Source organism: Brachybacterium sp. 107 (assembly GCF_052379725.1).
In the GTDB taxonomy this organism is placed as follows: Bacteria; Actinomycetota; Actinomycetes; order Actinomycetales; family Dermabacteraceae; genus Brachybacterium.
Genome location: NZ_JBQSYW010000007.1, coordinates 42,500 through 66,605 on the forward strand (window position 1 = coordinate 42,500; position 24,106 = coordinate 66,605).

Below are 24,106 nucleotides of genomic sequence, written 5' to 3' on the forward strand. Positions count from 1 at the left end.
GCGGCACTCCGGGGTCGCCATGACCGGTGCGGGGGCCGGGCCCCGTCGAGCGCACTACCCTGGCGGCATGCCTGAGAACGCAACCGCCGCCCCCGCCCGCGGGATCCCCGCCCCCGCTCCGACAGGGTCCGGGGCGGTCGACCAGGCGATCGCGATCTGGCGCGCGCTCGCCGAGCTCGGGGTGACCGATACGGTGCTCGCGCCGGGCTCCCGCAGCGCTCCGCTGGTCTACGCACTCGCCGGCCCGCAGCTCGAGGGCGCGGTCCGGGCGCACGTGCGGATCGACGAGCGCGCCGCCGCCTTCACCGCTCTGGGTCTGTCCCGGTTCGACCCCGAGCACCCCGCAGTGGTGGTGACGACCTCCGGCACGGCGACCGCCCACCTGCACGCCGCGGTGATGGAGGCCCACCATTCACGGATCCCGCTGATCGTGCTCACCGCGGACCGTCCGGCCGAGCTACGGGACGTCGGAGCGAACCAGACCACACGGCAGGCGGGGATGTTCCGTTCCCTGGTGCGCCTGGACGCGGACCTCCCTGCCCCGACCGCCGAGGCCGCCACCGCCACCGAGCTGCGCACCGCGGTCTCCACCCTCGCTCGGGCCGTCGCCGCGGCGACCGGCGAGCACCCCGGCCCCGTGCACGTGAACCTCTCCTTCCGGGACCCGCTCGTCCCGCGACCGGATACCGACGGGCAGGCTATGCAGGCCTCGCCGAGCACGCTGAGCACGCCGAGCTCGCTGGCCTCGCAGGCCGCGCCGGCCACGGAGGCAGGATCTGCAGCGGAGCGCCCGCAGATCGTGCTCACCCGGCGGTCGCGCCCGCTGCCCCCGCAGCCCCACCCCGTCCCGATCTCCGCGCGCACCGTGGTGGTCGCGGGGGACGGGGCGGGAGCGGCGGCCCGTGAGCTCGCCGAGCGTCACGCCCTGCCGTTGCTCGCCGAGCCGAGCTCCGGGGCGCATTCCGGCCCCTCCCTCGTGCCCGGCTATCCGGCCCTCCTCGCGCAGATCATGGCCGATCCCCAGCATCCGCTGCGCCCGGACCGCGCGATCGTGCTGGGGCATCCGACGCTCTCGCGACCGGTGATCGGGCACCTGCTGGGAGCACAGGACGTGGACGTGGTCGTGGTGGACCCGCAGCTGGACTTCGCCGATGCGGCCCGTCGGGCACGGCTCGTGCTGCCCGCCGCCCGGGGGGAGGACGTCGCCGACGAGGCGGAGCTCGAGCGTCGTCGGCAGCACGTGGACGCCTGGCGCGCGGCAGCCTCCCAGGTCGTGGCCGGGCTGCCGTCTACCTGGCAGCAGCAGGCCGCGCTCGCCGTCTGGGAGGCGACAGGGGAGGACGACCTCCTGGTGCTCGGCTCCTCCAGCCTCGTGCGGGACCTCGAACAGCATGCCGGGCCCACGGCGGGCCGGGTGATCGCGAACAGAGGGCTCGCCGGGATCGACGGCACCACGTCCCTCGCCGGCGGGATCGCCCTCGCCCACCAGGCGACGGGCCCGGGAGCGGGACAGTCGGCAGAGCAGGCAGCAGGGCGGGAACCCGAGCACACAGCAGGGCGGGTGCGTCTCCTGGTGGGAGACCTCACTGCGCTGCACGATCTCACCGGGCTGGTCATCGGCCCTCTGGAACAGGTCCCGGATCTCGACATCGTGATCGTCGACGACGGCGGCGGCCGGATCTTCTCCGGCCTCGAGCACGCCCAAGCGCCGCCTGACCTGCTGCGGCGCTTCTTCACCACCCCGCACGGCACGGACCTCGAAGCGGCTGCGAGGGCGCTGGGGGCAGAGGCCCGGACCGTCACCGGCACCAGGCTGGGCACAGCTCTCGCACAGCGTGGCTCCGGATTGCGGGTGTTCATTGTTCACCAGGAGATCAGCGCACTGTCGCTGGAGCAGCAGGCGGAGGTGGACCCATGCACGACATGAACGATGCGTACGACCCGACCCAGAACGGCCGGCCCGAGCAGCCCACCGGGCCCTGGGGCGCCGCGGGGGAGCAGGAAACCTCGCAGGCGCGGGCGAGCAGCGCCTCGGACGGGACGACGCACGAGTACCCGGCCTACTCGCCTGCGGCCTACTCATCTCCGACGTCCTCGTCGTCGGCGCCGACGTCGGCCTTCTCCGGCCCCTCCGCCTACCCGTCCCCGTACGGCCAGAGCCCCTCGACGAGCACGGCCGCGAGCACCGCCGCGAGCACGACGGCACCGGTCGCCGCGGGCACGACGGCTCCGGTCGCCGCGGGCACGGCGGCCCGAGGCCACGGACCAGGATGGGGCGGCGTCACGGGCCTGGTCGCCCTGGGCATGCTGGTCTCCAGCGGTCTGACCCTGGGCGGAGTCGTCGCCTATGACCAGTTCCTGGCGCCGGCACCGGCGGCGACGAGCACGACGCAGGCCGCTCCCGAGGCCTCCGCCCATCCCGCATCGGTGTCCACCGTCGATGATCCCGACTGGGCGACGGTCGCCGACCAGGTCGCACCCAGCGCCGTCGCGATCCAGGTGGACACCGGGTCCGGGACGAGTCTGGGCACCGGGGTCGTCCTCGACGACAAGGGCACGATCCTCACCAACAACCACGTCATCGACGGCGCGAAGGCCGTCCAGGTCACCACCAGCGACGGACTCGGCTATGAAGGGACGGTCATCGGTGCCGATCCGACCACGGACCTCGCCGTGCTGCGCCTGAACTCCCCTCCGGAGGATCTGAAGCCGGCCACCTTCGCCGACTCGTCCTCCATCGCCGTGGGTCAGCCGGTGATGGCGCTGGGCACGCCGCTGGGACTCGAGAACACGGTCACCACGGGGATCGTCTCGGCGGTGGACCGGCCCGTGACCGCCAACGGCGAGGACCCCGCCGGCTCGGACACGACCTACACCTCCGCGATCCAGACCGACGCCGCGATCAATCCCGGCAACTCCGGCGGTCCGCTCGTGGACGCCGCCGGGCAGGTGATCGGGATCAACTCCTCCATCGCGGGGATCCCGGGCGGCTCGGGACAGGCCGGCAGCATCGGGCTCGGCTTCGCGATCCCGTCGAACACCGCGACCCTCATCGCGGACCAGCTGCAGGCCGACGGCACAGCGGACCACTCATTCCTCGGGGTGACCAGCAGGGACGGGGCACAGTCCGTCGGAGACGTCGCCTATCACGGCGCCGACGTGGTCGGCATCGAGCCCGACAGTCCCGCCTCCGCCGCAGGGCTGCGAGAGGGCGACCTGATCACGAAGATCGACGACACGCCCGTCGGCAGCGCGGCCGCGCTGACCGGCGTGGTGCGAGGGCTCCCTGTCGGGTCCGACCACACGCTCACCGTGGTCCGGGACCAGTCGGTGCAGAGCATCGACATCACCCTGGGCAGCCAGCCCGCCTGAGCGCCGGCCGACGTCCGAGTCCCCTCGGCCTCAGTCTCCGCCGACTCGGGGTCAGGTGCCGAGGGTCGGCTCGGGAGGGGTCTCCTCGATCTCGCTCGCGGCGGGCGCACCCCGCAGGGCACGCAGCATCGGACGGCACTTCGCGAGGACCTCGGCATGCTCGGAGACGGGATTGGAGGCGGAGACCAGGCCGCCGCCGGCCTGCAGCGTGACGGCCTTCTCAGCACTCAGATGCGCCATCCGCAGGGCGATCGCCCACTGCCCGTCCCCGGCGGCGTCCATCCAGCCCACGGGGGAGGCGTACCCGCCGCGGTCATGGGGCTCGAGGCGCGCGATGATCTCGTCGGCGGCCTCCCGAGGTGTCCCGGAGACGGCAGCGGACGGGTGCAGGCGGGAGGCGACGTCCACGCTCGTGGTCCCCGGGCGCAGGCGTGCGGACACATCCGAGGCGAGATGCTCCAGTCCCGGCAGGCGCAGCACGAAGGGTTCGCGGGAGACGTCGATGTCCTCGGCCAGGCCCCCGAGGCGCTCGACGACGGACTCCACGGCGAAGGCATGCTCGGAGAGCTCCTTCGCGTCGGAGCGGAAGGCGCGTCGATCGACCTCGTCGAGCTCGCCGTCGTCGGCCACCGGTCGTGTGCCGGCCAGCACCCGGGAGAACACCCGGCCGGTCTCGGTCTGGGCGAGCATCTCGGGGCTCGCCCCGATCACGTCGTCGAGGTGGTAGACCCAGGTGCTCGGGTAGTCACGGGCCAGATTCGCCAGCAGCACCGCCGGCTCGATGGGGTGCTCGGCGGTGACCGTGGTGCGCTCGGAGAGGACCACCTTCTCGGCGCGGCCCGCGCGGATTTCCATCACGGCCTCCTGGACCAGGGCCTGGTACTCGTCGGGCGTGTGGTCCGCCTCGACCTCCAGCTCGTCCGACCGGACGGGCGGGACGGGCGTGGACGGGAACAGATCGCGCCAGGACGACGGGATCACCGGCTCCTCGTCCACCCCCACGACGGTCAGGAACGACTCGCCGTCATGGACGCCGAGCAGGGCGCTGGGCACCATCAGGCGGGAGGCACGCTGCGAGGTGTCGGCGTAGGAGAAGCTGCCCAATGCGATCAGGCCGCTGGTGCGGGTGCGCACCTCGTCGTCGATCCGGGCGGCCGCGGCGATGGCCTGGAAGGCGGCGCTCGCCGCCGCGAAGCGATGGGGGCCCGACGTCTGCACGCTCCAGGCGGTCCCGAGCGCGACCATGCCCTGGCCGTGGCGCAGCCAGGCACCGCTCACGTCGAGCGGGATATGGCCCAGCAGGTCGACGGTCTCCTCGAGGCGCAGCGTGCGCACGATCAGCGACGGCACGGCAGCGGCAGTCCCGGCGGAGCTCGGGGTCTCGGCAGCCACTGCGGGCTCGGCAAGCTCAGCGGGCTCGGCAGTCTCAGGGGGCAGGATCGGGTCGGACATCCGTGTCATTATGCGACACCGGAGCGGCTCGCGCCGTGACCCGCGTCCCCTCCCGGGATGCACGAGCAGACGCTGCTGAGGTGCGACCATGGACCGGCGCCCCCATCCGTGGGAGCGCCGGGCCAGAATTCGGGCCCGCTTCCCCGCAGTGACCCGCTCAAGGAGCAGTTCGTGAACAGCACCGGCGACAGCATCGCGACGCCTCTGGTCCGCGGCACGATCGCCGCGGTGATCTCGCTGGGCACCGCGGTCGCTCTGGTGGTCGTGCCCGCGCTGGCCGCCCAGGTCGCCGGAACGCGGTCGACCGCGACCGCCCTGGACGCGATCATCATCGCGCTCAACGTCCTGGTCCTCGGCCACGGCGGCGGCATCGTGCTGAGCACCGGGGTCATCGACGGTGCCGTCACCCTCACCCCGTTCGGTCTGCTGGGGCTGCTGCTGCTCATCTCCACCCTCGGCATGCGTCGCGTGGGGCGGGCGCTGCAGCTCGTCCGGGACGACGGCGTGCTGCGGGTGCGCGCGCTCCGCGACGCCGGCGGTGCGCTCGGCGCCTACGCAGCGGTCTACGCGGTCGGCATGGCGGTGCTCGCCGGGATCGGCCGCAGCGCCGACACCAGCCCGGTGGTGACCTCGGCGATCGTGTCCGGGGCGATGGTGGCGGTGCTCGGCGGGGTGCTGGGGATCCTGTGGTCCCTGCGCCGTGAGGCGACCTCCACGATCCCCGGAGTGCGCGTGCTCGAGCTGCTCCCCGCACCCTTCGGCGACGTCGCCCGCTCTGCGCTCATCGCGCTGATCGGCCTGCTGGGGGTGGGGATGCTCCTGAGCGTCGTGATGATGGTCGTCTCCGTGCGCGAGCAGTCCTCCCTGTTCGACGCGCTCGACCCCGGGATCATCGGCGCGATCGTCCTCACGCTCGTCCAGCTGGCGCTGCTGCCGCTGCTCGCGGTCTGGGCGCTCGTGATCCTCCTCGGCGGCACGGTCGGGGTGGGGGCGTCCGCGTCGATCTCGCTCGACGGCTCCGCGACGGGTGTGCTGCCCGCGCTCCCGCTGCTGGGCGCTTTCCCCGGTCCCGGAGACTTCTCCGGGTGGTTCTGGCTGCTCCTGGTGGTGCCGGCGGTGCCGGTCGTCGTCGGCGCGCTGCGCCTGGTCCGGGATGTCGAGGACCTCGAGCGGCGCGACCGCATCACTGCCTGGATCGCCTATCCCGTGGCGGTGACGGTGGGCGTGCTGCTGCTCGCAGGACTGGCGACCGGAGGCATCGGGGAGGGGCGACTGGTGCACCTCGGCCCGCAGATGGGATCCCTCATCCTCCCGCTGCTGGGGATGGTCGTGGTCAGCACCGGCCTGGTGATCATGGTGCTCGCCACTCCGGCGGTGCCCTGGGTGCGCGGACAGATCGCTGCACTGCGGGCGAAGGTCGAGAGCGCAGAGAACTCGGAGAAGTCGGGGATCTCGGAGAGCTCGGAGAGATCAAAAGGGTCCGGGATCTCGGGCCGGTCCGGCACGGGAGGCGCGCCGGGGTCCGACGACGATGGCGACGATCACGACGCCGACGCCGACGCCGACGCCGACGCCGACGCCGATGTCGATGTCGACGCCGAGCCACGCGGCTCCGACGGGACAGACAGGTAGGACGGGGCAGACAGCTCCGACAGCTCCGACAGCTCCGACAGCTCCGACAGCTCCGACAGCTCCGACAGCTCCGACAGCTCCGACGGGACAGACTGCACCGACGGGACAGACCGGTACGACAGGTCGACGGGGGCGTCAGCCGCCCAGCAGGTCGCTGATCCAGGTCGCCATCGAGTCCTGGGCCTCTGCGTCGCACGCCACGCGCGCCTGCTCGGTGAGCGCCGTGGCCCGGCATTCCTCGATCTCTGACATCGGGCCGTAGAACAGCAGGCTCAGCAGGGAGCCGGCGGTGATCATCAGCGTGGCCGGCACCCCGATGACCAGCGATATCACGGCGATGCCCGGACGGCCCTGACGGAACGACTGCACCGCGAGCAGCACCAGCAGCACCAGGGCCACGAGGGCGCCGACCCCGGCGGCCAGGGAGAACGGCAGCGGGGTCAGGAGCAGCAGCCAGGAGGCGAGCATCGTCAGGAGCAGGGCGCGCACCAGTCGCCGGTGGCGGGAGGCTGCATCGGATCCAGAGGCGGTCGCCTCGGTCCCTTCGGTGTCACGGTCGCTGCTCATTGTTCCTAGTGTGCCTGGTCCGCCTGGACGTCGTGCCGCTCGACGCCCACGGCGCTCCGACTACGCTGGCACGGTGACCCGCACCCCCATCGCCGTCCTCATCTCCGGTACCGGTTCGAACCTCGCCGCACTCCTGCGTGTGAGCGCGGAACCCTCGTGCCCCTTCGTCGTGGTCGGGGTGATCGCCGACCGTGACGCCTCCGGCCTCGAGCATGCCCGCTCCGCCGGTATCCCCACCGAGGTGATCCGTCTCGCAGACCATGCGGACCGCGCCGCCTGGGACCGGGCGCTCGCCGCCTCGGTGACCCGCCTGGAGCCTCAGCTGGTCGTGCTCGCCGGGTTCATGAAGCTCGTGGGTCCGCCGCTGCTGGACGCCTTCGGCGGGCGCATCGTCAACACGCACCCCGCCCTGCTGCCCTCCTTCCCCGGCGCCCACGGAGTGCGCGACGCCCTCGCCCACGGGGTGAAGGTCAGCGGCGCCACCGTCATCGAGGTCGATGCGGGCGTCGACACCGGGCGCATCCTCGCCCAGGTACCCGTCGAGGTCCGGGCCGAGGACACCGAGCACGACCTCCATGAGCGGATCAAGGCCGCGGAGCAGCCCCTGCTCGTCGAGGTGGTCCGCGGTCTGACCGCTGGACGGCAGGACGGGCCTGCGGCCACTCTCTGAGCCGTTCACCGGTGGGACGGTCGTGGTTCCGTGCGCTGTCCTGTTCGCCGGCGGGCCGCCCCGCGGTCGCGCGCTGATCACTGGGCGGAGCAGGCTCCCGCTGTCAGGGGGTGCTGGCTAGAATGGCCCCACACGACTGGCGAAGGTGGGCGACCACCGGGGAGTGACACTACGAGCATCGACCGCCTGGGTGCTCGTCGCAAGGACCCGATCCGAACAGGAGCACGCCTCGTGACCACCACTCAGCGCCGCCCGATCCGCCGCGCCCTCATCTCCGTCTTCGACAAGACGGGGATCGTCGACCTCGCCCGCACCCTCTCCGAGAACGGCGTCGAGATCGTCTCGACCGGTTCCACCGGCTCGACCATCCGCGACGCCGGCATCGACGTCACCGACGTCGCCTCCGTGACCGGCTTCCCCGAGATGCTCGACGGCCGCGTCAAGACCCTCCACCCTCGCGTGCACGGCGGCCTGCTGGCCGATCAGCGCCTCGACTCCCACCGTGCACAGCTCGCCGAGCACGGCATCGAGCCCTTCGACCTGGTCGTGGTGAACCTCTACCCGTTCCGCGAGACCGTCGCGGCCGGCGGCAGCTTCGACGAGATCATCGAGAAGATCGACATCGGTGGCCCCTCCATGGTGCGCGGCGCCGCGAAGAACTTCGCCTCCGTCGCCGTGGTCGTGGATCCCGAGGTCTACCCGACGGCCGCCGAGGCCGCGGAGGCCGGCGGCTTCACCCTCGCCGAGCGCCAGGAGCTCGCCACCATCGCCTTCACCCGCACCGCCGAGTACGACGACGCGATCAGCGACTGGATGCTCGACCAGCTCCCCGAGGTCGAGGACGACGAGGCGGCGGACGACATCGCACAGGATGACGACGCCCAGAATGCGGATGCACCCCGGAGCATCCTCGATCTCGACGACGAGGACGCCGCCCAGCTCGGCTTCACTGCCACGCTCCGCTACGGCGAGAACCCCCACCAGCGCGCCCGCCTGGCCGTGACCGATCCCGAGGTGCCCGGCATCGCCGGCGCCGAGCAGCTGGGCGGCAAGGCGATGAGCTACAACAACTACGTGGACGCCGACGCCGCCGTGCGCGCCGCCTTCGACCACGAGCGCCCCTGTGTCGCGGTGGTCAAGCACAACAACCCCTGCGGGATCGCCGTGGCGGCCGAGGGCGAGGACATCGCCGTCGCCCACCTGCGTGCCCACGGCACCGACCCGCTGTCCGCGTACGGCGGCGTCATCGCCACCAACCGTCCCGTCACGCTCGCCATGGCCCAGCAGGTCAAGCCGATCTTCACCGAGGTCATCCTGGCGCCGGCCTACGAGGACGAGGCGCTCGAGCTGCTGCGCACCAAGAAGAACCTGCGGATCCTGCTCCTGGAGGGCGAGTACTCCCGCGAGGTCGAGATGCGCGAGATCTGGGGCGGCATGCTCGTCCAGGACACCGACGCCGTCGACGCCGAGGGCGACGACCCCGCGAACTGGACCCTGGCCTCGGGGGACGCGGCCGACGAAGCGACCCTGGCGGACCTCGCCTTCGCCTGGCGCTCCGTGCGTGCGGTGAAGTCCAACGCGATCCTGCTCGCCAAGGACGGTGCCGCCGTGGGCCTCGGGATGGGTCAGGTCAACCGCCTGGACTCCTGCCGTCTGGCCGTGTCCCGTGCGAACTCGCTGGGCGAGCACGCCGAGGGCGAGACCGCCCCCGAGCGCGCTCGCGGCGCGGTCGCCGCGTCGGACGCCTTCTTCCCCTTCGCCGACGGTGCACAGATCCTGCTCGACGCCGGGGTGCGGGCGATCGTGCAGCCAGGCGGCTCCATCCGCGACGACGAGGTCATCGAGGCGTGCCGCGCCGCCGGTGCGACCCTCTACCTCACCGGGACCCGCCACTTCGCGCACTGAGCCGCACCGCGCGGCACTGAGCGCACCCAGCGCACCCAGCGCACCCAGCGCGCCCAGCGCACGGAGGAGCGCTCGGAGCGCACTGAGCGCGCTGGCGACCAGGACCGCCGTTCGACGGTGCCCGGGAAGCTCAGCCGCCGGGCCGCACGTCCGTCGGATCGTCCCGTCGTCGGGTGGCTCAGCCGGAGGAGCTCCCCGTCGGCGGGCCGCTCTGCCGGGTGAGCACCCTGCCGACGGATCATCCGGTCGGCGGGCATCCCCGGCGCCAGGTGGGCACAGACCTCGGTCGATCGCCCCGTCGCCCCGTCAGGCGCGGGGCGGTCGCCGTACCGTCGGCCGAGAGGTACCCACAGCACGACACAATCGAGCCGGCGTTCACCGGCTCGACACCCCGGACCCCTAGAGTTGGGGCCATACACCAGCGTGACGCCCGAAGGAGTGGCCGTGAGAATCCCCGACAACCAGAGCCTGCGCGAGTACATCGAGCATCTGCGCGAGGAGGGCTACTCGGTCAAGGACGGGCATACCCCGGACCCGGATCTGATCGACCCTCAGGGCAACCCCGTCTACACCTGGCAGGAGGGGTACCCGTACGAGACGCGCATGGAACGTGACGAGTACGAGCGCGAGAAGTACAAGCTCCAGGTCGAGCTGCTGAAGTACCAGTACTGGCTCGAGGACAACGATCAGAAGTCGATCATCATCTTCGAGGGACGCGATGCGGCCGGCAAGGGCGGCACCATCAAGCGCTTCACGGAGCATCTGAACCCGCGCACCGCCCGGGTCGTCGCGCTGAACAAGCCCAGCGATCGCGAGCGGGGCCAGTGGTACTTCCAGCGCTATATCCAGCATCTGCCCACCGAGGGCGAGATGGTGCTCTTCGACCGCTCCTGGTACAACCGCGCCGGGGTCGAGCGGGTCATGGGCTTCGCCTCCCCGGAGGAGCACGAGACCTTCATGAACCAGGTGCCCTACTTCGAGCGCATGCTCGTGGACTCCGGCATCTTCGTCACCAAGTTCTGGTTCTCGGTGTCCCAGAAGGAGCAGCGCACGCGCTTCGCGATCCGTCAGCTGGACCCGGTGCGACGCTGGAAGCTCTCCCCGATGGACCTCGAGTCCCTCGACCGTTGGGAGGCGTACACGCAGGCCAAGGAGGAGATGTTCCGCCGCACGGATAAGAAGTACGCGCCGTGGACGATCATCCGCTCCAACGACAAGAAGCGGGCGCGGCTGAACGCGATGCGCTACTTCCTGTCCCAGTTCGAATACGAGGGCAAGGACCACGAGGTGGTCGGCGTCCCCGATCCGAAGCTCGTCATGCGCGGCAAGATGGAAGAGGCCGACGAGTGAGCTGACGCTGAAGGGCGCCCGGCCGCGGACACCCCAGCACCACTGAGGGGATCCGCCGCCGAGTCGCTCGTTCGCCGAGCTCCCGCCGGGTCGCTCGTTCGCCGAGCTCCCGCTGGGTCCGTTGTTACCCGAGCTCCCGCTGGGTCCGTTGTTACCCGAGCTCCCGCTGGGTCCGTTGTTACCCGAGCTCCCGCTGGGTCCGTTGTTACCCGAGCTCCCGCCGGGTCCGTTGTTACCCGAGCTCCCGCCGAGTCCGTTGTTACCCGAGCTCCCGCCGAGTCCCTTGATTCGTCCCGTCAGTGGGACGTTTCTGGGGACTCGAGCCGTCGTTGCCGTGTCCGAGCGCCCTGGGACGCCCGAGCTCGGGTGCCGGCCGCGAGGTCGTGGCGTTGGGGCCGGACCTCGCGGCCGCGCTCAGCCATGGGGGCTGCGCTCAGCCTTCGCTGTCGGACTCGAGGGGGAGCCGCGTGATCTCTCCGGAGTCCAGCCATTCGTTCGACAGATCCGGCATCGTCCCGGTCGGGGTCGCGCGATGCGGGCTGGTCATCGACTCGGGGGAGAGCAGCGACTTGAGCCGGTTCTCGTCCAGCAGGCCCCGCTCGAGCACCAGATCGGCGACCGGGCGGCCTGTCTCCAGGGCCGTCGAGGCGACATCGGTGGCAGCGGCGTAGCCGATCACCGGCACCAGCGCCGTGACCACGCCGATCGAGCGGCGCAGGTTGTCCTCGAGGGTGTCCTCGTTCAGGGTGATCCCGGCGATGCAGCGATCGGCCAGGGTGTTCATCGCCCGCGTCATGATGCGGGTGGACTCGAGGATGTTGAAGGCGATCACCGGCTCGAAGGCGTTCAGCTGCAGCTGCCCGCCCTCGGCGGCGAAGGCCACCGTGAGGTCGTTGCCGATCACCTCGAAGGCGACCTGGTTGACGACCTCGGGGATCACCGGGTTCACCTTGCCCGGCATGATCGAACTGCCCGGCTGCACCGCGGGCAGGTTGATCTCGTGGAAGCCGGCCCGGGGACCGGAGGAGAGCAGACGGAGGTCGTTGCAGATCTTCGAGATCTTCACCGCGATGCGGCGCAGGATCCCCGAGAAGGTCACGAAGGCACCGGTGTCGCTCGTGGCCTCGACCAGATCGGCGGACAGCACGAAATCGATCCCGGTGAGGCCGGCGAGCTCCTGGGTGGCGAGCTGCGCGTACCGGGGGTCGGTGGTGATGCCCGTGCCGATCGCAGTCGCTCCGAGGTTGATCTCCTGGAACGCGGCCGCGGTGCGGGTGAGGCGCACGACGTCCTCCTCGATGGTGGTGGCCCAGGCGTTGAACTCCTGGCCCACGGTCATCGGAACCGCATCCTGCATCTGCGTGCGGCCCATCTTCAGCACCCGGGAGTACTCCGCACCCTTGGCGCGGAGGGTGGTGATCAGGTGGTCCATCGACTCCACCAGCGCGGGGAAGGTCAGCAGGATCCCCAGACGCAAGGAGGTGGGGTACACGTCGTTCGTGGACTGGGCGAGGTTGACGTGGTTGTTGGGGTGGAGATGCTCGTACTCGCCCTTCTCCCGGCCCATGATCTCCAGCCCGCGGTTGGCGATCACCTCGTTGGCGTTCATGTTGGTGCTGGTCCCGGCACCACCCTGGATCATGTCCACGACGAAGTGCTCGTGGAGCTCGCCGTCGACGATCTCCGTGCAGGCCTGCTCGATGGCCGCAGCCCGCTCGTCGTCGAGCGCACCGAGTCCGTGATTCGCGCGGGCCGTGGCCCGCTTGACCTGGGCGAGTGCCTCGATCAGTCGCGGGAAGTGACTCAGCGGCACGTCCGTGATGTGGAAGTTCTCCTGCGCTCGCAGGGTCTGGATGCCGTAATAGGCGTCGGCGGGGACGTCGCGGTCGCCGAGCAGATCATGCTCGGAACGGGTCGCGGTGCCGGGCGTCGAACCGGGGCTGGTCATGTGAAGGAGTCCTCCAGGTCGCTCTGATGGTCGACGTCGTTGCCGACCACGGCAAGCGTAGCCGGGAGCGACCCGTAGCATGGCCCCTGTGCCTGTTGAACGATCGCCCTTCTCTCTGGGTGCGGCCTGCCGACGTCAGGTCGTCCTGGTCCTGACGCTGCCCGCCGTCGCGGGCATCATCATTACGGGGACCGTGGTCGGCGCGCCGCTGGCCGGGCTCCTGTTCGCGGTGCTGCTGGGCCTGCTCGCGCTGGTCCGCGCCGTGCTGCCGGTCCGCGCCGTCGGAGCCCTCGCGGTCCGCTCGCGGGGCGTCGACGCCGGGGTGCTCGCACTGCTCGCGATAGGCCTCGGTGTGCTGTCTGTCTCGCCCAACCTCTGAGACCTCCGCGCACCCCGGAGCCGCCCCTCCTCGCCTCCCGGGCATCCCTCGTGCGACCTCGCCGGCCGCCCCCTCGGCCGTACACCGAGGAGTGTGACGAGTACCAGGTCGCCGCGTGCTGTTTTCCGTGATCCCCCGTGTGGCACGATCATCCCGTGCCCACCGATTCCATCCGGCTCCATGCCGTGTTCGACCTCGCCATGAGGATCGGAGAAGGCCTGCTCACGAACGGGGCGGCCGCCTCCGAGGTGACGGCGACCGTTCTGCGGATCACCAGCTCCTCGGGCCTGCGCAACGTCTCCGTGCAGGTGACCTTCGACGAAGTCGTCATCTCGTACCTCGAGGACGAGGGGGCCACCCCGTTCACCCGGGTGCGCTCCGCCGCGGCACGCGTCCAGGACTTCGCCCGCCTGGCGGCCTTCGAGGACATCACGCACGGCTACATCTCCGGCGAGTTCCCGCTCGAGGAGGCCCGACGGATGGCGGGTGCCGTCGCCCAGACGCCCCCGTTGTACAAGCTGCCGCTGGTGGTCCTCGGCTTCGCGGTGATGGGCGGCTCGGCGGCGCTGAGCTTCGGGGCGGGATCCCTCGTGGTGATCGCCGCGACGGTCGCGGCAGGGCTGCTGATCGCCTCCGGGGAGTTCCTCGCGCGCAAGCACATCCCGCCCTTCTACGGACAGGCGATCGGCGGCTTCCTCGCCGTGGGGGCCGCCCTGGCCGTGCACCTCATCAACCCCGCCCTGAACTCCTCGATCGTCGTGGTCTCCTGCATCATCGTGCAGCTGTGCGGACTCTCCTCGATCGCGGCGGTGCAGGATGCCGTGACCGGCTGGTACGTGACCGCCGCCGGCCGCATCCTGGAGACCCTCATGCTCACCGTGGGCCTCGTCGCCGGGGTGCGGGGCGGGATCCTGCTGGCCGACGCGATCGGCGCGGACATCTCCGTGAGCGCGTCGATCCCGATCTCGCTGATCACCGTGGTGTGGGTGGTGGTCTCCGGGATCGGGATGGGGATCGGCTTCGGCGTCGGCACCCAGGTGCCGTGGAAGGTCCTGCCCTGGATGGCCCTGGTCGCGCTGATCTCGGCGCTGATCTCCCACGTCGTCACCGGGCTGTTCCTGGAGCGTCTGTACGCGGTGACGCTCGCCGGGCTCTTCACCGGGCTGATCGCGGTGGTGCTCGGCGATCGCCTGCGGGTGCCGACCCTGCTCTTCGTCATGGGCGGGATCATCCCGCTGGTGCCGGGCAGCCTCATCTACCGCGGACTGCTGGGACTGGGGGAGGACGTCAGCTCCGGAGCCAGCGAGCTGTTCGGCGCCGGCGAGATCGCGGTGGGCATCGCCGCCGGAGCCGTGCTCGGCCAGCTGCTGGCCTCCCGCATCCTGCCGTACTTCCGCCGCAGCGGCATCGCCTACACCCCGAGCATCTCCCTGCCGTTCACCACTCTTCGCCGTCGCCGGCTCACGATGGGATCGCGCAGCTTCCGGCGTCGCACCGGCGCTCCGGTCGTCGAGCCGTCTACGATGACGGGCGAGATGACAGCGCTGTCGCCCGCACTCTTCGACGAGCTCGAGGACCTCGATCCTCCGTCGGACGGCTAAGGGAGCGCGAACCGATCCCGAGGAGACCCCATGAGCACTTCCGCACTGATCGCCGTCGGCGGCTACTCGCGCAGCGGCAGCGGCCGCGGTCCGGGGATCGAGCTGCTGCGGCTCACGACCGGTCAGGATGCGGGAAGCTCCGCGGGCGCCGCACCCTCCGTCGAGCGACTCGCCGCACTCGACCTGCCGGACCCCTCCTTCGTGCTCTGGAGCGCCGACGGATCCCTGCTGTACGCGGTGCTGGAGACGACGCCGACGCGCGTCGTCGCGGTCCGGGTCGACGACGACGGGGCGTCCGCGGAGCTCATCGGTGATCTGGTCCTGGACGGGTCCGGCGGCTGCCATCTGGCTCCGGGACGCAGCCCGGGGACCCTGCTGATCGCCGACTACGGCTCGGGAACCGTGGAGACCGTGCGCCTGGACGACGACGGGGTGCCGGTCGAGGTCATCGACGTCGACGACCATCATGATCGCAGCGAGGGCCGGGACCCTCACCCGCATCAGGTGGTCGCTCTGCCCGGTACCGAGGCGCTGGCCGTGCCGGATCTCGGGCTGGACCGCGTGTTCCTCTACCGGCAGGACTCGACCGGCCAGATGGGGCTGACCGGCGAGATCCCCCTGAGCCGGGGGAGCGGGCCGCGGCACATCGCGCCGGACCACGAGTCCGATCAGCTGCACATCTCCTGCGAGCTCTCCGGGATGGTCGCCACTGCGGCGCGACGACCCGTGGAGACCACCCGCTCCGCGCCGACGGCGCTGAACGGCACTGCGCTGAGCTGGAGCGTGCGCTCCATGATCCCGGCGAGCGGCCGGGACGGGGACAACGCGCTGTCGCACATCGAGCTCGCCGACGACGACGGGATGCTGCTGGTCGCCAACCGCGGGCCGGACACGATCTCCCTGCTGTCGCTGACGATGATGCGGCCGCAGATCGTCGCCGAGATCGAGGCGGGCGCCCACCCTCGGCACTTCACACAGCTCGGCGATCTGGTCCTCGTGGCGGCCCAGGAGGGCGATCGCATCGATGTGCTGCGTCGGGTGGGGGAGACCCTCTCGGTCGCTGCGGATCCGATCCCCGCCCCGTCGGTGTCCTGCCTCGCAGTGCGCCCCTGAAGCGCGCCCCGCAGAGCGCCCCTGAGCCGCGCCTCGCAGAGCGCCCCTGAGCCGCGCCTCGCAGTGCGGCCCTGAGTAGCAGCGGGGCCCGACGCGGTCCCGATGCACGCCCGGAGAGACCGTGCAGCACTCTTGTCGTGCTGACGGTTAGACTCGCGGACGCCGTGCCGGATGTTGCCACAGGGCTCTGCCCCGTGCTCCGGCCCTCGACCGCTCGGGAGGAACACCATGACCACTGCCGCAGACACCGGCGCCGCCGCTGACGCCGGACGCTCCGGCGCCCCGGTCGCCGCGACCCCTGCCGTGACGCTGTCCTCGGCGCCGGACCGCCGTGAGGCCGCCGAGCGGGTCGAGTCGCTGTTCGCGGAGTCTTTCGGCTATGCGCCCGACGGTGTGTGGTCCGCCCCGGGGCGCGTGAACATCATCGGTGAGCACGTCGACTACCAGGACGGCCTGTGCCTGCCGATGGCGATCTCCCACCGGTGCTTCGCGGCCGCCGCGCGCACGCCCACCGATCTCGTCCGCCTGCGATCCGCCCAGGACGACCAGGTCCTGGAGATCCATGCCGGGGCTCTCGAGCCCGGTGCCGTCGAGGGCTGGCCCGCGTACGTGGCCGGTGTGCTGTGGGCGCTGCGGTCGCACATCTCCGGTGCCACCACCCAGGGCATGGACATCATGATCGACGGACAGGTCCCGCTCGGCGCCGGGCTCTCCAGCTCCGCAGCCCTCGAGTGCGCCGCAGCGGAAGCGATCGAGGCTCTGCTGTCGCTGGGCACCACGCCCCTCCAGCGGGTGCACGCCGCGATCACCGCCGAGACCGATTTCGCGGGCGCCTCCACCGGAGGACTGGACCAGTCCGCCTCGGTGCTCTCCCGCGCCGGGCACGCACTGTTCCTGGACTGCCGCGACTTCTCGACCCGAGCGGTGCCCTGGGACCTCGCCTCCCAGGGACTGGCGCTGCTGATCACGGACACCCGCGCCGAGCACTCCCACGTCGACGGCGAGTACACGGCCAGGCGGTCGGACAGCGAGCGCGCCGCCGCCGCCCTGGGCGTGCCGACGCTCCGCGACGCCGACGTCACGCAGCTCGACGACCTCCTGGCACGCCTGGACGACGAGGTCGTGCGCCGTCGCGCCCGGCATGCGATCACCGAGATCCAGCGGGTGAAGGACTTCGACGCGCTGCTCGCCGCGGGCACCGTGCGGGAGAACGTCCGTGAGCTCGGGGACCTCCTGGACGCCTCGCACGATTCGCTGCGCGACGACTACGAGGTGACCGTCGCCCAGCTCGATACGGCGGTCGACGCCGCCCGCGCGGCGGGTGCCCACGGCGCCCGCATGACCGGTGGCGGTTTCGGCGGCTCCACCATCGCGCTGATCGAGGCAGACCAGGCGGAGCAGGTCGCCACGGCCATCGCGGCTGCCTTCTCCGAGCGCGGGTTCACGGCGCCGAAGTTCTTCCTCGCCCTGCCGTCGGAGGGTGCTGGACAGGACCGCTGAGCCAGTCCGCCACCCCGGCCAGGAGACGTCGCTTCGTCGCGTCGTCGGCGGCCGAGATCCGGATCGAGGAGGCGGCGAGGTCGGCGAGCTCGGCATCGCTGAAGCCGATGGCCCGTGCGGTCTCGTACTGGTCCACCAGGCGTGATCCGAACAGGAGCGGGTCGTCGGCGCCGAGCGCGATCCGGGCGCCCGCGTCGACCAGCTGCCGCAGCGGGACGTCGGCGGGGTCGGAGACCACGCCGAGCGACGCATTGGAGGCCGGGCACACCTCGAGCCCGATGCCGGCCGCCACGATCCGCTCCAGCAGCTCCGGGTCGTCGGCCGCACGCACCCCGTGCCCGAGCCGGTTCGGTGCCAGATGGTCCACGACGTCCTCGACGTGGGTCGGGCCCAGCAGCTCGCCCCCGTGCGGGACCGACAGCAGACCGGCACGGCGGGCGATCGCGAAAGCCGGCCCGTACTCGGCGGTCACGCCGCGGCGCTCGTCGTTGGACAGCCCGAAGCCGATGACGCGGCCCGCATGCCGGGCCGCGAGACGGGCGAGGGTCCGGGCATCGAGCGGATGCCGGGTGCGGGAGGCGGCGACGATGAGGCCGATGCTCACACCGGTCTCCTCCTCGGAGCGCGCCGCCTGGTCCACCACGATCTCGAGGGCAGGGGTGAGCCCGCCGACGAAGGGCGCATAGCTGGTCGGGTCGACCTGCAGCTCGAGACGTCCGGAGCCCTCCGCGGCATCGTCGAGCGCCGCTTCGTGGACGATGCGCCGCATCGCCGACTCGGAGTCGACGACCGCCCGCGCCGCGTCGTACTGCCGCTGGAACCGGAACCAGCCGCGCCGCGTCGGCTCCACCTGCAGGGCGACGTCGTCGGTCAGGGACTGCGGCAGCCGGATGCCGCGCTCGTCGGCGAGGTGACGCAGCGTGGACGGGCGCATCGACCCGGTGAAGTGCAGGTGGAGGTGCGCCTTGGGCAGCGCCGCGAGGTCTCGCCCGGGCAGCACCGCGGGGTCCCGCCCCGGGAGCGCGGCGGGGCCTCGCCCGGGGAGCGCCGGTGAGGTGGAGCTCATCGCGGCGTCACCTCGTGCAGTCCCACGCGGCGCACCGTCTCACTCGGAGAGCAGGGCCGCCACACGGTCGATGCCCTCGGCGAGCTCGTCATCGTTCAGGGCGTAGGAGAACCGCAGGTGCCCGGGAGCGCCGAAAGCCTCGCCCGGGACGGCCGCGACCTCGGCCTCCTGCAGGATCACCGCGGCCAGCTCGGCCGAGGTGGAGACCGTCGTGCCCCGGATCTCGCGACCCAGCACACCGGAGACGTCCGGGAAGGCGTAGAACGCGCCCGTGGGGGTGGGAACGGTGAAGCCCGGGACCGCGGAGAGCTTCTCGACGATGGTGCGACGACGGCGGTCGAACGCCTCGCGCATGGCGTCGACCGGCTCCATCGGCCCGGTCACCGCGGCGATCGCGGCGCGCTGAGCGATGTTGTTCACGTGCGAGGTCAGGTGGGACTGGAGGTTGCTCGCCGCGGCGATGACGTCCTTGGGGCCCACCATCCAGCCCACGCGCCAGCCGGTCATGGCGAAGGACTTCGCGACGCCGCCCAGCAGCACCGTGGTCTCCGCGAGCTCGGGGACCTCGGCGAGGATCGAGGTGAACGGCACTCCGTCGTAGGTGAGGTGCTGGTAGATCTCGTCGGTGACCACCCAGATCCCGTGCTCGTGGGCCCAGCGGCCCACCTCGCGCAGCTGCTCCGCCGTGAGCACGACGCCGGTCGGATTCGAGGGGGAGCAGATCACGATCGCTCGGGTGCGTTCGGTGCGCGCCGCCTCGAGCTGCTCGATCGTGGGGACATAGCCCTGATCGACGCCGGCCAGGACCGGTACCTCGGTGGCCCCCGCCAGGCGGATCGCCTCGGGATAGGTGGTCCAGTACGGGGCCGGCAGCAAGACCTCGTCGCCCGGGTCCAGCAGCGTCGCGAAGGTCTGGTAGACAGCCTGCTTGCCGCCGTTGGTGACCAGCACGTGCGTCGGCTCGATCGTGAGCCCCGTCGAGCCCGAGATCATCTCGGCGAGGGCCAGTCGCAGTTCCGGCAGACCACCGGTGGCGGAGTAGCGGTGGTTCGCCGGGACGGACGCGGCCTCGATCGCCGCGTCGACGATGTGCTGCGGCGTCGGGAAGTCGGGCTCTCCGGCGCCGAACCCGATCACGGGACGGCCGGCCGCCTTGAGAGCCTTCGCGGTGGCGTCGACTGCGAGGGTCGCGGAGGGCGCGATCGAGCCGATCCGGCCCGAGATGCGGGCGCGCGCGGCGGGCTGAGAGGTGCTGGTGGCGGGGGATGCGTCGTCGGTGGTCACCCGCCTATCGTGGCAGAGGTCTCGTCCCTCTGCCAGAACGACCCGCCAGCGGACGCCCGTGCGCAGCGATCGGCCCCTCGTGCGACCTCGGGAGAGCTCGTGCTCACTCGGGAGACCTTGTGGGACCTCGTGAGGTCTGGTGGGCTGGGTGGGGCCCGCGGCGTCTCGCGGGAGTCCGGTGCGGACGCCGGATGGTTCCGCAGGGGGTACCCTCGACTCCGGTCGGCATCGGGCGCGTCCCGGGGCCGTGAAGGATTCGATGTGATCTGCCGCCAGCGGATTCGCACCAGATCCCCACGGCTTGTATGCTGGTCGCTGGTCAGAAGCGCGGATGTCGGCAACGGCACCGCAGATCAACCTCTCGAGGGTTCTCCCTCGTGAAGGGCAGTGGCGCAATTGGTAGCGCAGCGGTCTCCAAAACCGCAGGTTGCAGGTTCGAGCCCTGTCTGCCCTGCCGGTCCGATCGGGTTCGCCCGGTCGGATGCGGTTGACCTCGACGAGATCGGACAGCTCAGACGTGAACTCCAGCCAGAACGCCCCGTCGACGCCCACCAGCGGCGACGCGCCGGGCACCGGGTCCCGAAACCCGTTCCTGGCCATCGGTCTGTTCGTCCGCCAGGTCATCGCGGAGCTCAGGAAGGTCGTCGTCCCGACCCGCAAGGAACTGGTCTCGTACTCGGCCATCGTCCTCGCGTTCGTCATCGTGATGATCCTGCTGATCTTCGGCCTCGACGCCGGATTCAGCTGGCTGTCCCGGATCGCCTTCACGGATCCCGGCGCGGGACTCTGAGTCCGGCCGTGCCGTCGTACGCCGCACCGTGCCCGATCAGTCCCACAGCCGCCAGGAAGGCAGGTTCCCGCTGATGAGCGATCAGACCTCATCCCCCGAAGAGCCCTACCAGGACGTCGACGACACGCTGTCGTTCTCGTCGTCGCCCCAGGCCGAGACCGCGGCACCCGAGGGTGCCGAGTCCGACCTCGAGTCGCAGAGCGCCGAGGGCAGCTCCCTCGAGGGCGCCGATGACGTCGAGCAGACGGACGATGTCGAGCAGGCCGACGACGCAGAGCAGGCTGACGACGTGGAGCCCTCCACCACGGAGGCTGGCGATTCCGCCGCCGTCGAGGCCGACGACTCCGAAGAGCCTGCAGATTCCGAGGAGTCTGCTGATTCCGAGGAGTCCGACGACTCCGAGGAGTCCGAGGAGGAGGACCCGCTCCTCCAGCTCAAGATGCACCTGCGCTCCGCGCTCGGCGAGTGGTATGTCATCCACTCCTACTCCGGTCACGAGAACCGCGTGAAGACGCAGCTCGCGACGCGTACCGAGACTCAGGACATGGAGGACTTCATCTTCGAGGTCCAGGTCCCGATGGAGGACGCGACCGAGGTCAAGAACGGCCAGAAGAAGATCGTCCGCCGCGTGCGCATCCCCGGCTACGTGCTGGTGCGCATGGATCTGACCACGGAGTCCTGGCGCGTCGTGCGCGACACCCCGGGTGTGACCGGGTTCGTCGGCAACGCCACCGAGCCCACCCCGCTCAACTTCGACGAGATCTACTCGATGCTGGAGCCGTCGGTCGGACTGCCCGAGAAGAAGCGCTCCACCGGTGGCACCCCGGCGAAGTCGACCGCGCAGAAGATGCCCGACTTCCAGGTCGGCGAATCCGTCACGGTCATGGACGGCCCCTTCGAGACGATGCCCGCCTCGATCTCCGAGATCCACACGGAGTCGCAGAAGCTGCAGGTCCTCGTGTCGATCTTCGGCCGCGAGACTCCCGTCGAGCTCGCCTTCGACCAGGTCGCCAAGATCTGATCCCCCAGAACTGATCGGCGCCACGGCCTCCGGGCCGCGGGAATACGACCAGGATCACCCCTGATCCCGGTCGACGCCGACGCGACGTGCAGGTAGCGTCGCATCAGATCTCCTTCCGCCACCGAGCGGAAGAGATCCTGCAGTGGGAGGAACGCATGATGAGTTCCGCCCGAACCACGACAGAATGAGGAAGAGCAATGGCTCCCAAGAAGAAGATCGCGAGCGTCATCAAGCTCCAGATCCAGGCCGGCCAGGCCACACCTGCGCCGCCCGTGGGTCCCGCGCTCGGCGCTGCCGGCGTGAACATGATGGAGTTCGTGAAGGCCTACAACGATCGCACCGCCGATCAGCGTGGCAACATCGTCCCGGTCGAGATCACGGTCTACGAGGATCGCTCGTTCACCTTCATCACGAAGACCCCGCCGGCTGCAGAGCTCATCAAGAAGGCCGCCGGCCTTCAGAAGGGCTCCGCAACGCCGCACACCGACAAGGTCGGCAAGGTCACCCAGGCTCAGGTCCGCGAGATCGCGGAGACGAAGATGCCTGATCTGAACGCGAACGACATGGAGGCCGCGTCGAAGATCGTCGCCGGCACCGCTCGTTCCATGGGCATCACGGTGGAGGACTGACGATATGGGTTTCCGTAGCAAGGGTTACAAGGACAGCGCTGCCAAGATCGAAGAGGGCCGCGCGTACTCGCCGCTGGACGCTCTCCGACTGGCGCAGAAGACCTCTCCCGCGAAGTTCGACGCGTCCGTCGAGGTCGCGATGAGCCTGGGCGTCGATCCCCGCAAGGCGGATCAGATGGTGCGCGGCACCGTCAACCTGCCCAACGGCACCGGCAAGACGGCCCGCGTGATCGTCTTCGCGACGGGTGCACAGGCCGAGGCCGCTCTCGAGGCAGGCGCCGACGAGGTCGGCGACGACGAGCTCATCGAGAAGGTCGCCGGCGGCTGGACCGACTTCGACGCGGCAGTGGCCACGCCGAACCTGATGGGCAAGGTCGGCAAGCTCGGCCGCGTGCTCGGCCCCCGTGGCCTCATGCCGAACCCGAAGACCGGCACCGTCACGATGGACACGGCCAAGGCTGTCTCCGACATCAAGGGCGGCAAGATCGAGTTCCGCACCGACCGTGCAGCCAACCTGCACTACCTCGTCGGCAAGGTGTCGTTCTCCGACCAGCAGCTGGCCGAGAACTACGTCGCCGCGCTCGACGAGATCCTCCGTCTGAAGCCGTCCTCCTCGAAGGGCCGCTACATCGAGAAGATCACCGTGTCCACCACCATGGGCCCGGGCATCCCGGTCGACGTGAACCGCACGCGCAACCTCCTCGAGGACACCGACGAGGCCTGATCCTCGGCGGTCGCCTCCGGCGGTGCATCCGACGCCCCGTCCACCTCACGGTGGGCGGGGCGTCGTCGTGTCCGGCGGGGAGGGCACGCCACCGCCGGTTACGGTAGGCCGGTGACCGATCTGCTCTCGCTGACACGCACCGACCGGACCGCCGAGGACCTCGTGCTGTCGGCGGGGGAGATCCTCGCGCGGTACGACCACCTCACCCAGGACTCCGGCAACGTCTCCTGGCTGGTCAGGACCCAGCAGGGTGATCTGTTCGTCAAGACCGCGGGCACCGACGCACCGCCACCGCCGGGCGGCGCCGTCCCGTATCTCGACCACGCCGGTCGCGTCGGGCTGCTGCGCTCCGCCGTGGAGCTCGCGCGCAGCGTCGACCATCCGGCCCTCGCCCGCCTGCGCACGGTGATCGAGACGGCGGACGGACCTGCGCTCGTCTACGACCGGGCGCCGGGCGAGCTGATCGGCGTCCCCTCCGTACAGCGCGGGGACCCGACATCGCCGTACCGCCGCTTCGCCACGGCGTCCGCCGAGCTGCGGCTGGCGGTCCTGGACCAGCTGCTCGACGCACACGTCGCGCTGGAATCGGCCGGGTGGGTGGCCGGCGACCTCTACGACGGCTGCCTCATGGTGGACCTCGCCTCTGGCCGGCTCACCCTCATCGACCTCGACACCTACCGCTGTGGCGCTTCCACCAACGACATGGGGCGCATGTTCGGAGCGAGCCGCTTCATGGCTCCCGAGGAGTTCGAGCTGGGCGCTCCGCTGGACGCACGCACCACCGTGTTCACCCTCGGGCGACTGGTGCGCCACTTCGGGACCGGGCTCACGGAGGATCTCTGCCAGTTCTGCGGGGGAGAGGATGCGGCCGACGTGATCGACCGGGCGACCCGACCGGCGCGTTCGGAGCGGTTCGGCACGGTCGGAGAGCTCGCCGCGGCGTGGAGTGCGGCCCGTCTCTCCTCCGGGTGAGGCGTCCCCGTGCTCGAGCGGCGAGATGTGACGCAGACCGCCGCTCCTGCCGTGGCGCCGGACCTCGGCCCTGGGCTACTCTGGACGTACCGAAGACCGCCGGTTGTCGCGCTCGACCCCGAGAGCGACCG

At 70.9% G+C, this 24,106-nt stretch carries 20 protein-coding genes, 1 tRNA gene and 1 riboswitch; of the genes, 16 read left to right on the top strand and 5 right to left on the bottom strand.

Translation table 11 applies throughout. From position 1 onward, the window contains the following. Positions 1–67 precede the first annotated feature (67 nt). Together menD and ACT3UL_RS09630 are read left to right on the top strand one after the other, a co-directional pair. Complete coding sequence (menD, locus tag ACT3UL_RS09625) at positions 68–1,927, top strand: 2-succinyl-5-enolpyruvyl-6-hydroxy-3-cyclohexene-1-carboxylic-acid synthase (RefSeq protein ID WP_444578025.1); 1,860 nt, start codon at positions 68–70, stop codon at positions 1,925–1,927. Continuing rightward, on the top strand, positions 1,915–3,372 hold the full coding sequence (locus ACT3UL_RS09630) for a S1C family serine protease (protein WP_444578026.1): 1,458 nt from the start codon (positions 1,915–1,917) through the stop codon (positions 3,370–3,372). The genes menD and ACT3UL_RS09630 overlap by 13 nt, the downstream gene beginning before the upstream one ends. A 51-nt stretch (positions 3,373–3,423) precedes the next feature. Here the strand turns inward: ACT3UL_RS09630 and ACT3UL_RS09635 are convergent, their stop codons facing one another. After that, positions 3,424–4,824: an isochorismate synthase gene (locus ACT3UL_RS09635; protein WP_444578027.1), complete on the bottom strand. Its 1,401-nt coding sequence runs from the start codon at positions 4,822–4,824 to the stop codon at positions 3,424–3,426. A 171-nt stretch (positions 4,825–4,995) separates the two neighbouring features. Here ACT3UL_RS09635 and ACT3UL_RS09640 point away from each other — a divergent pair, with 171 nt between their 5' ends. Further along, a complete protein-coding gene (locus ACT3UL_RS09640; RefSeq protein WP_444578028.1) occupies positions 4,996–6,456 on the top strand; it encodes a cell division protein PerM in 1,461 nt (486 codons plus the stop codon). 135 nt (positions 6,457–6,591) lie between these two features. On the opposite strand, the gene ACT3UL_RS09645 is transcribed toward ACT3UL_RS09640, so the two are convergent. Next, positions 6,592–7,023, bottom strand: coding sequence for a hypothetical protein (locus tag ACT3UL_RS09645; protein WP_444578029.1), 432 nt, complete (start codon positions 7,021–7,023; stop codon positions 6,592–6,594). Between the two features lie 73 nt (positions 7,024–7,096). Between ACT3UL_RS09645 and purN the strand changes: the two genes are divergently transcribed. From purN to ppk2, 3 genes are all read left to right on the top strand, one after another. Continuing rightward, positions 7,097–7,693 carry a phosphoribosylglycinamide formyltransferase gene (gene purN, locus ACT3UL_RS09650; protein WP_444578030.1) on the top strand — a complete coding sequence of 199 codons (597 nt, stop codon included), beginning with the start codon at positions 7,097–7,099 and terminating at the stop codon, positions 7,691–7,693. Positions 7,694–7,815: 122 nt separating this feature from the next. Continuing rightward, positions 7,816–7,892: riboswitch (ZMP/ZTP riboswitch) on the top strand. A 32-nt stretch (positions 7,893–7,924) separates the two neighbouring features. After that, the gene (gene purH, locus ACT3UL_RS09655) at positions 7,925–9,598 is read left to right on the top strand and encodes a bifunctional phosphoribosylaminoimidazolecarboxamide formyltransferase/IMP cyclohydrolase (protein WP_444578031.1); all 1,674 of its coding nucleotides are present in this window, start codon (positions 7,925–7,927) and stop codon (positions 9,596–9,598) included. Between the two features lie 444 nt (positions 9,599–10,042). Beyond that, positions 10,043–10,948, top strand: a complete 906-nt coding sequence (gene ppk2 / locus ACT3UL_RS09660; RefSeq protein ID WP_444578032.1) for a polyphosphate kinase 2 — start codon at positions 10,043–10,045, stop codon at positions 10,946–10,948. Between the two features lie 433 nt (positions 10,949–11,381). Here ppk2 and ACT3UL_RS09665 read toward each other — a convergent pair whose 3' ends face one another. Then, complete coding sequence (locus tag ACT3UL_RS09665) at positions 11,382–12,896, bottom strand: aspartate ammonia-lyase (RefSeq protein ID WP_444578033.1); 1,515 nt, start codon at positions 12,894–12,896, stop codon at positions 11,382–11,384. A 79-nt stretch (positions 12,897–12,975) separates the two neighbouring features. Here ACT3UL_RS09665 and ACT3UL_RS09670 point away from each other — a divergent pair, with 79 nt between their 5' ends. From ACT3UL_RS09670 to galK, 4 genes are all read left to right on the top strand, one after another. Further along, positions 12,976–13,275 (top strand): DUF3017 domain-containing protein, encoded by a 300-nt coding sequence (locus tag ACT3UL_RS09670; RefSeq protein ID WP_444578034.1) that lies wholly within the window; start codon positions 12,976–12,978, stop codon positions 13,273–13,275. Between the two features lie 155 nt (positions 13,276–13,430). Further along, positions 13,431–14,876 (top strand): threonine/serine ThrE exporter family protein, encoded by a 1,446-nt coding sequence (locus ACT3UL_RS09675; RefSeq protein ID WP_444578035.1) that lies wholly within the window; start codon positions 13,431–13,433, stop codon positions 14,874–14,876. 30 nt (positions 14,877–14,906) lie between these two features. Beyond that, on the top strand, positions 14,907–15,989 hold the full coding sequence (locus ACT3UL_RS09680; RefSeq protein WP_444578036.1) for a lactonase family protein: 1,083 nt from the start codon (positions 14,907–14,909) through the stop codon (positions 15,987–15,989). Positions 15,990–16,217: 228 nt separating this feature from the next. Continuing rightward, entirely contained in the window at positions 16,218–17,489 is a 1,272-nt protein-coding gene (gene galK, locus ACT3UL_RS09685) for a galactokinase (RefSeq protein ID WP_444578037.1), read from the top strand. Here the strand turns inward: galK and ACT3UL_RS09690 are convergent. Both ACT3UL_RS09690 and ACT3UL_RS09695 read right to left on the bottom strand, forming a co-directional pair. Continuing rightward, positions 17,431–18,555: an adenosine deaminase gene (locus tag ACT3UL_RS09690; RefSeq protein WP_444578038.1), complete on the bottom strand. Its 1,125-nt coding sequence runs from the start codon at positions 18,553–18,555 to the stop codon at positions 17,431–17,433. The genes galK and ACT3UL_RS09690 overlap by 59 nt on opposite strands. Before the next feature lie 39 nt (positions 18,556–18,594). Further along, on the bottom strand, positions 18,595–19,839 hold the full coding sequence (locus ACT3UL_RS09695; protein WP_444578039.1) for a pyridoxal phosphate-dependent aminotransferase: 1,245 nt from the start codon (positions 19,837–19,839) through the stop codon (positions 18,595–18,597). A 381-nt stretch (positions 19,840–20,220) separates the two neighbouring features. Between ACT3UL_RS09695 and ACT3UL_RS09700 the strand changes: the two genes are divergently transcribed. From ACT3UL_RS09700 to ACT3UL_RS09725, 6 genes are all read left to right on the top strand, one after another. Further along, positions 20,221–20,293 (top strand) — tRNA-Trp (locus tag ACT3UL_RS09700). Positions 20,294–20,356: 63 nt separating this feature from the next. Then, the gene (gene secE, locus ACT3UL_RS09705) at positions 20,357–20,629 is read left to right on the top strand and encodes a preprotein translocase subunit SecE (protein ID WP_444578040.1); all 273 of its coding nucleotides are present in this window, start codon (positions 20,357–20,359) and stop codon (positions 20,627–20,629) included. A 73-nt stretch (positions 20,630–20,702) separates the two neighbouring features. Continuing rightward, positions 20,703–21,650: a transcription termination/antitermination protein NusG gene (gene nusG / locus ACT3UL_RS09710; protein ID WP_444578041.1), complete on the top strand. Its 948-nt coding sequence runs from the start codon at positions 20,703–20,705 to the stop codon at positions 21,648–21,650. A gap of 197 nt (positions 21,651–21,847) precedes the next feature. Then, a complete protein-coding gene (rplK, locus tag ACT3UL_RS09715) occupies positions 21,848–22,279 on the top strand; it encodes a 50S ribosomal protein L11 (protein ID WP_444578042.1) in 432 nt (143 codons plus the stop codon). A gap of 4 nt (positions 22,280–22,283) precedes the next feature. Next, positions 22,284–23,003, top strand: a complete 720-nt coding sequence (gene rplA, locus ACT3UL_RS09720; RefSeq protein ID WP_444578043.1) for a 50S ribosomal protein L1 — start codon at positions 22,284–22,286, stop codon at positions 23,001–23,003. A gap of 111 nt (positions 23,004–23,114) precedes the next feature. After that, positions 23,115–23,975 (top strand): hypothetical protein, encoded by an 861-nt coding sequence (locus ACT3UL_RS09725; protein ID WP_444578044.1) that lies wholly within the window; start codon positions 23,115–23,117, stop codon positions 23,973–23,975. Positions 23,976–24,106 lie beyond the last annotated feature (131 nt).